7 protein-coding genes are annotated in these 6,281 nt (G+C 57.3%); 3 read left to right on the forward strand and 4 right to left on the reverse strand.

All coding sequences use genetic code 11. The features are described 5' to 3' along the window. Positions 1-156: 156 nt before the first annotated feature. The gene (locus VJ464_17645) at positions 157-1,146 is read right to left on the reverse strand and encodes a tyrosine-type recombinase/integrase (protein HKQ06958.1); all 990 of its coding nucleotides are present in this window, start codon (positions 1,144-1,146) and stop codon (positions 157-159) included. 503 nt (positions 1,147-1,649) lie between these two features. Between VJ464_17645 and VJ464_17650 the strand changes: the two genes are divergently transcribed. After that, on the forward strand, positions 1,650-2,078 hold the full coding sequence (locus VJ464_17650; protein HKQ06959.1) for a hypothetical protein: 429 nt from the start codon (positions 1,650-1,652) through the stop codon (positions 2,076-2,078). A 216-nt stretch (positions 2,079-2,294) separates the two neighbouring features. Here the strand turns inward: VJ464_17650 and VJ464_17655 are convergent, their stop codons facing one another. From VJ464_17655 to VJ464_17665, 3 genes are read right to left on the reverse strand one after another with little or no spacing between them, the layout of a single operon-like run. Continuing rightward, positions 2,295-3,083: a hypothetical protein gene (locus VJ464_17655; protein HKQ06960.1), complete on the reverse strand. Its 789-nt coding sequence runs from the start codon at positions 3,081-3,083 to the stop codon at positions 2,295-2,297. Next, on the reverse strand, positions 3,031-3,840 hold the full coding sequence (locus VJ464_17660; GenBank protein HKQ06961.1) for a ParA family protein: 810 nt from the start codon (positions 3,838-3,840) through the stop codon (positions 3,031-3,033). The genes VJ464_17655 and VJ464_17660 overlap by 53 nt, the downstream gene beginning before the upstream one ends. A 21-nt stretch (positions 3,841-3,861) precedes the next feature. Continuing rightward, positions 3,862-4,071 carry a hypothetical protein gene (locus tag VJ464_17665; GenBank protein HKQ06962.1) on the reverse strand — a complete coding sequence of 70 codons (210 nt, stop codon included), beginning with the start codon at positions 4,069-4,071 and terminating at the stop codon, positions 3,862-3,864. Positions 4,072-4,797: 726 nt separating this feature from the next. Between VJ464_17665 and VJ464_17670 the strand changes: the two genes are divergently transcribed. Both VJ464_17670 and VJ464_17675 read left to right on the forward strand, forming a co-directional pair. Next, positions 4,798-5,892, forward strand: a complete 1,095-nt coding sequence (locus VJ464_17670; GenBank protein ID HKQ06963.1) for a hypothetical protein — start codon at positions 4,798-4,800, stop codon at positions 5,890-5,892. Positions 5,893-5,896: 4 nt separating this feature from the next. Continuing rightward, a partial coding sequence (locus tag VJ464_17675) for a hypothetical protein (protein ID HKQ06964.1) occupies positions 5,897-6,281 on the forward strand: 385 nt, incomplete at its 3' end.

The following is a 6,281-nucleotide window of genomic DNA, read 5'->3' on the forward strand; positions in this document are numbered from 1 at the left end:
TCTTGAACAAAACGGCCCGTGGCCGTACAAACTATCAGCGATTTATTACACGGCAGAAGTGACAGCTGCCGTGCAGGAACTTGAAAAACAACAGCTACTCAAGGCTGCCTGAGTGTGCCAACCTCGTGCAGCTTGGTTTAGGGGCCTGTTCACAATTTATTCCCGAAAGCGCGCCGAGATCCGTTTGCTGTGCTTGTCTCGCTTAATAGCGATCCGCTGGACATACACGCGCGTCGTCTTCGGGCTCTCATGGCCGAGCGCGTCCTGCGTCTCGATTATTGAGCCAGTTTCTTCTGAAACTATCCGCGCATAGGTGTGCCGCGTCTGGTGTAGGTGGATATGCCTCAAACCCGCCGCCTCAGCGTAGCGCTTCAGGTTCCTCACGAACGAGTGCGAGGTCAGCGCCTCGCCTGGCTTGCCCGCTAGATCGTGCCGTGTCCACAGCGGGGCATCGCTTCTGAGCGCGTGCAGGCGGTGACTCGCTGTGAGGTAGTCAATCAGCGCGGCTCGAAGATCCGGGTCGGCCACTTCCCTGCCGACGTAGGTGCCGCCTTTCACCCGCCCCGTCACCACCAGGCTGTCCTCTTTAAGTTCAATATCTTTGCCGCGCAGGCCGATGACTTCCGCGCGGCGCATCCCGGTCAGCAGATACCACAACAACAATGCCAGGTCGCGCTTGGCAATAATATTGCCGCCCTCAGCCTTTGCCGTGACGACGCGGACCAGCGCCCGCACCTGCTCGTCGTCGAGCGCCTTAGTGGCTTCGGTCTGGTAAGGCTTGGGCCGCTTGGGCCGCGCATACTGCACCGGGTTGGCGGCAACAGCTTGGCCCGGCGGCGCGTTCTTGATCGCCCAGCCGAAGAAGGAAGAGAGGAAAGAAACCCGGGTGTAGATGCTATTGGCTGAGAGCTTCTGCTGGCGCAGGTGGGACTGCCAGGCGAGGACATCCTGAGGCTCGACCTCTGCGGGGCGCTTGCCGGCGAAAGCGAAGAAGGCTTCGACGGCGCGGCGCTTGTCGCGGCGCAGGTCGTCGCGCCTGGGACTCTTGAGGACCGTGCTGCTGTCGGCCCAGAGCGCCACAATGCTTCTCAGCGCCTCGCGCCAGAGGCCTTCCTTCTGGCCAAGCAGGGCATTTTCCTCTTCCATAGAGCAGGATTATAGCATAGAGATTATGCTTACACAAATCACCCCTTTGTGTACGCATTGCATTTTTTTATAGAGTTTTGCTGTTTATACGAGTAATATCACACTGGTGTGAAACACTCCTTGTTCAGGGAGGCTTTTCCTCGATTATGCGAATCACCCGCAGGCGAAAGCGTCAGGCCGATCCGTTCGCTTCCCCCGACTGGGTGCGCTCCATCTTTGACCAGTTAAAAGCTCCCTTCCCTCTTTTATCTACTCTGAAGGAAAAGGATTTCATCAGGCTGGCGCGGGCCGTGCGCCACGTCGAGCGCTACTCGGCGACTGACACCCGGCGGGGTCGCCCTTCCCGCTAGCCGCGTGAAGACCTGGTTCGAGGGGGGCTGACGCTGGCAGAGATACTGCGGCGTGAAACATCCGGCAGAATATCGCTCGCAAGCTTCGTCGATCATTACCTGCGCCTGCTGGAGTTCACTGCTGACGTCCTCGAATCGCTTTCTAAAGGCGAAGTGAATCTGTTCGAAGCCGAGCAGCTCGCCAGGATTAAGCCGGGCCGCCTCGACCTGTCGCTGGCGGCGGCCAGACGCAAGCGTGCCGAGATCCTTTCGGCCCACCTCCGGAGCCGGGCCTCCAGCGAGCGGCTGCGCAGGAGGGTCAACGAGATGCTCGTGCCACCCAAACTGGCGGCTGTCCCCCTGGTCTCGGCAACCGACACGGTCGCTGGCTACGAACCGCTTGAAGATTTCGACCCGTACGACAGCACGCACCTGTTCTGGGAGGAGATCAAGCAACTCGGCTTCGCCTTCCGCGACATCCGGCGCGATGACCTGACCGACGAACTGATCGAGGAACTTTTGCGCGCCGCACAGCCTGTGTGGGCAGTCCTGACGAAGATCCAGAGGCGCAAGCAGGTCGAAACTATCAAGGTTAATATTTGACCAGTTTAGTGTCGCACCCTGTGGTACAAAGTTGTACCACAGGGGTATAAGGTTATACCTCCGTGGACATACTTAGATTTGCCTCATATAGCATTATCCTTCACCTCAGCAATATATTCTTGGCGACCGGAAGATCAAGACTTCGCTTAATAGTTTGAGTTGCGGGTTGTAGTTTAATAAAGGCAGGTTGCTACTTGGGCGCTCAACCGCAGGGCGTCAACGTAGATCTTCGTCGTAGCAATAATAACGAGGGGACCGGCGTTCGCCGGGCGCCAAAGGGGTGAAGTGCAGTTTAAATTCAGTCCCCTGCCTCGTCGCCGTGTTGAACACGTTCAGCCGTTCGACGATGCCGAGTTCTTCAAGCTGCTTTATGTTGATGGCGCACTGTTTTTTCTCAAGGCCCGTCAGCTTGGCCAGCTTCTCGTAAGATGTAAAAAAAGTCTCCGAGGCAATCGCATGGCTGTTTTGGTAAAGTGCCTCACATATGCGTAGCTTCCCCTCCCGCTTACCGCTGCGCAGGATGATGCCCCACCGGCCCACAAATGCCTCCCAGGTGAAACTTACGGCGTGTGTGGGTAACACGGTGATTGTCTTTTCGCTGGCACCGGCCAAAGCAGACGATCGTGTCACCCTGTGGGGTGTCGGGCTCGACTCAACCGTCGTATGGAGCTTCTTTTCGCGCTCACGGGGCTTGGCCGTTTGACTGCCGACTGAGCCTGGAGTTGCGACGCGAGGCGCGGGTGTGTTTGCATTGCCTTCAGCGGCATGTGCGGCGCGGTTCTGTTCCCTTCCCCCTTCGGTCTCATTGAGCGGGTCTTTATTTTGTGGCCTTGAGGAAGCCGGGCTGGCACTGTCGACGAGCGCCTCTTCCGTCACGGGGGGTGGATCGCTCGTGATAGGCTGCACACGATTCAACAGGCGGGAAGTCAAGGACGCATCGCGGTTGATGATGTCATCTAATCCTCGATGCAGAGCCCTCTTCTTTGCCCTTTCTCGACCTGCCATAAATGTCCAATAGCTCCTTCGCTAGTCTTGTGAAGTCGAAGTAGCCCGACGACTTCTTGTCGTAATCGATGATCGGCTTGCCCGCACTCGCCGCCTCCGCGAGCTTGATGTTCTTATGAATCGTGGTGCCGAGCATGAGCGACTCGAAAAAGCGCTCAACCTCTTCAAGCACCTCCCGGTCCATCCTCTGCCTCTGATCGAAGAGGTTTACCAGTGCCCGGATCACCAAGTCGTACTTCTGGAACTCCCTCTGCACGTCGGACAGAGTCTCCATCAACTGATTCAGACCGTAGAGGGCGTAATACCCGCAGTCGATGACGATGAGGATTTCGTCCGAAGCCACCATCGCATTAATCGTTGATGTTTCGAGCGCCGGAGGAGTGTCCAGGATGATAAAGTCGTAGCTGTCTTTAACCGCTTGCAGTCTGGACTCGAGCAGGCGCTCGCGGTTGCGCCTGCTCGACAGCAGCGACTCCATGCTCGATTCAAGTGAGTTAGGGATCAGGTCAAGCTTTTGCCTGACGTTAATGATGTATTCGTCGATGTCCGGCGCATCGTCCATCATCAGCCGGAACGACGTCTTCTTGAAACCACGTGGGTCGATCCCCATCCCTACCGCCAGGTTCCCTTGCGGGTCCAGGTCGAGGGCCAGGACCTTTTTCCTGAAATGAGACGACAGGATCGCACTGAGGTTTAGCGCTACTGTCGTCTTCCCTGTCCCCCCCTTTGCGTTACAGCAACTAATCACTCTGCCCATCAGTAGCCATCTCCTAGCTCCTCAACTGCCGTGACCGCTCTTCCGCATCAACCCCTCGACATCCTTTCTGTTGACGAGCTTGACGCGGTGGTCGAGCGGGTCCTGCTCGTAGGGCAATGCCCCGCTGCTAATCAATGAAGCCATCTTATTCGCGCTGATGCCAAGAATCTTACGGGCTTCAGACGCCTTGATCTTCTGGCTGGCGCGTGTCGATATACTTTTCGCACTCACTGGGGTTCTTCCTTCTGTGACGCCGCTACTCATGGCCCGTATTTGTAACAAGATCGCCCTCGCCTGTCAATACCTTTTCCCACTCATTCACAACTAAAGTGATTTAATTGCACTGATCGACTTCTTCGAACGGGCCCGGCACCTTCCTTTCGCGTCGAGGGATTTCCAGCTGAAGTACAAATACCCCTGTAGAATAAGCTTATACCCTAGCGGTATAAGCTTATTCTACAGGGGTCATACCTTATACTCCAGTAGCAATATCATGTACCACAGGGGTGATAGGTCATTCTACTGTGGAATAATCTTATACTACTGACCCATCATGTATTACTGCCGGCTGCGGATATTATACGGGTGAGGTGGAAGATGGCACTACGGGGGTAATAGGTTTGCCCTCTGGCCTCCTAGATCGTACTACCGTAGTTAAACATGCATCTGCGGGGGTACGACCTCATGGCGCAGGGATGGCATGTTTTACCACAGGATTTACAGGAATTTCATTTTGTGGTCATGTAAGGGCGCGATTAAACGCGTGTAGTAGGGCCGAAAAGCAACGGCCCGATGCGTGAAGTGTGGTGACCGAACGCATCAGGCCATAGATGAACTCGCTTGATGGCGAGCCGGGATTTGTTTACCCGAAGTTCATTATGGGAAGTGTCCCGGGTGCTGTCAACCAATTATTGGAGCCTGACTATGCCCGCAACAGCGATGCCTACGCCGCGGTTCTTGCGCAAGACGGAACTCGGCCCGAACGAGTACCGCAAGCGATTCCGCCAGATCGATGACGAAATCATTGCCGCCCTCACTTCGCCTGAGGCAGACGCCGCGACCCCACTGATGAGCAAAATCTATCTCCGCCTGACGACTGCGCCCGACAGGTGCTGGGAGCGCCAGGGCGTGCTCAGGTTCGAGGCTGAGGCCAGGGAGGGGAAGCGGCTCACCGCCTGGTCCGCGCTTTGTGAGTGGTTGAACGTTTCGAGCGCCACCGCCAATAAGGCGCTCGCCTGGATGCACAAGCAAGGGATTATCGGCTACTTCGCCGGCAAGAATGGCGTCGGCATCAGAATATTCCTGAATCGCGCCGCCTCCTCGATTGGCGTCAGGCCCGTCCCGGTCGGCAAAAAAATTTTGGCCTTTTCCCGTGCTTCAAACGGTGAGGCCCGTGCTTCACGGAATGAAGCAGCCTTTAATGACACCTTCGGTGATCTAGAAATTTCAGACCCAGATAACTCCTGCGCGCCGACAAGCGGCGCGGAAAACAGCCCGGCGAATAAAACATCCCTGGGCCGGGAGCCAAAACGATCCCCAGTTAGCCTGGGCGCTACCGGGACGAACCCGGCAGCCGTAACCTCACAAGGCGAATCTTCGGTTTCAATCGAGGAGATCGTCAGGCGGCTGAAGTTTGAGCTCGAACCGGCGCTGCGCAAAGCCGCAGCCCAGGCCGCAGCTCGCGAGCACGAAAGGACGCGCGAATGGCTGGAGGAGCGCGGGCTGCCGAAAGCCGCACGAGTGGCGCAGCGCGAAGCCTTCAATGTGCTCAGGCAACATGGCTTGATCAAAGATTCAGTACGAGGCGCTCGCGCGGAACTGGCCGTCGGCCAGCATCAGGCGATTGCGCGTGACCCGAAGGCGCTTAACGCAGATGAGGTCAGGGAAGTGGCCGAGATCTGTTTGTCGCTGCTCGAATGTCATGGCCAGGCCATCGATGTGACGCTGGCCGAGATCAGTGCCGAAGCAGGTGGGTACCTCCTGGCGGGAGACGCCCCGAAAGTTCGCGAGCTTGCCATCGCCCTGGCCGGCCAGCGGAGCCAGAAGGAGTGAAACGATGCCTTCAGACCTTGCCAAGAAGCATTCGCTTTACGCAATCACCAACGATGTCGCGCCGGCAGCACCCGTTGAGCAGCAGCCATCCGAAGATGTTGCACAGCAATCTGACATCTGCTCGGCTTGCTCCGGCAGCGGGTGGGAGTTCGTCGAAGGTAAGGGGGTGCGCCCTTGCCGCTGTCGCACACAAGAGCGGCGGGCAAAGCTGCTGGCGGATGCGTGTATCCCGAAGCTCTATAGTGAAGCGAGCTTGCAAACCTACCAGCCGGCGAAGGGGAATCTGTCGCAGCTGCGCGCCTTCAACTACGCCCACACGCTGGTGCGTGACTATCCGGTTGTCGAGCGCGGCATACTCTTGATGGGATCGGTCGGGGTCGGCAAGACGC

This window comes from Blastocatellia bacterium, from assembly GCA_035275065.1.
In the GTDB taxonomy this organism is placed as follows: Bacteria; Acidobacteriota; Blastocatellia; order UBA7656; family UBA7656; genus DATENM01.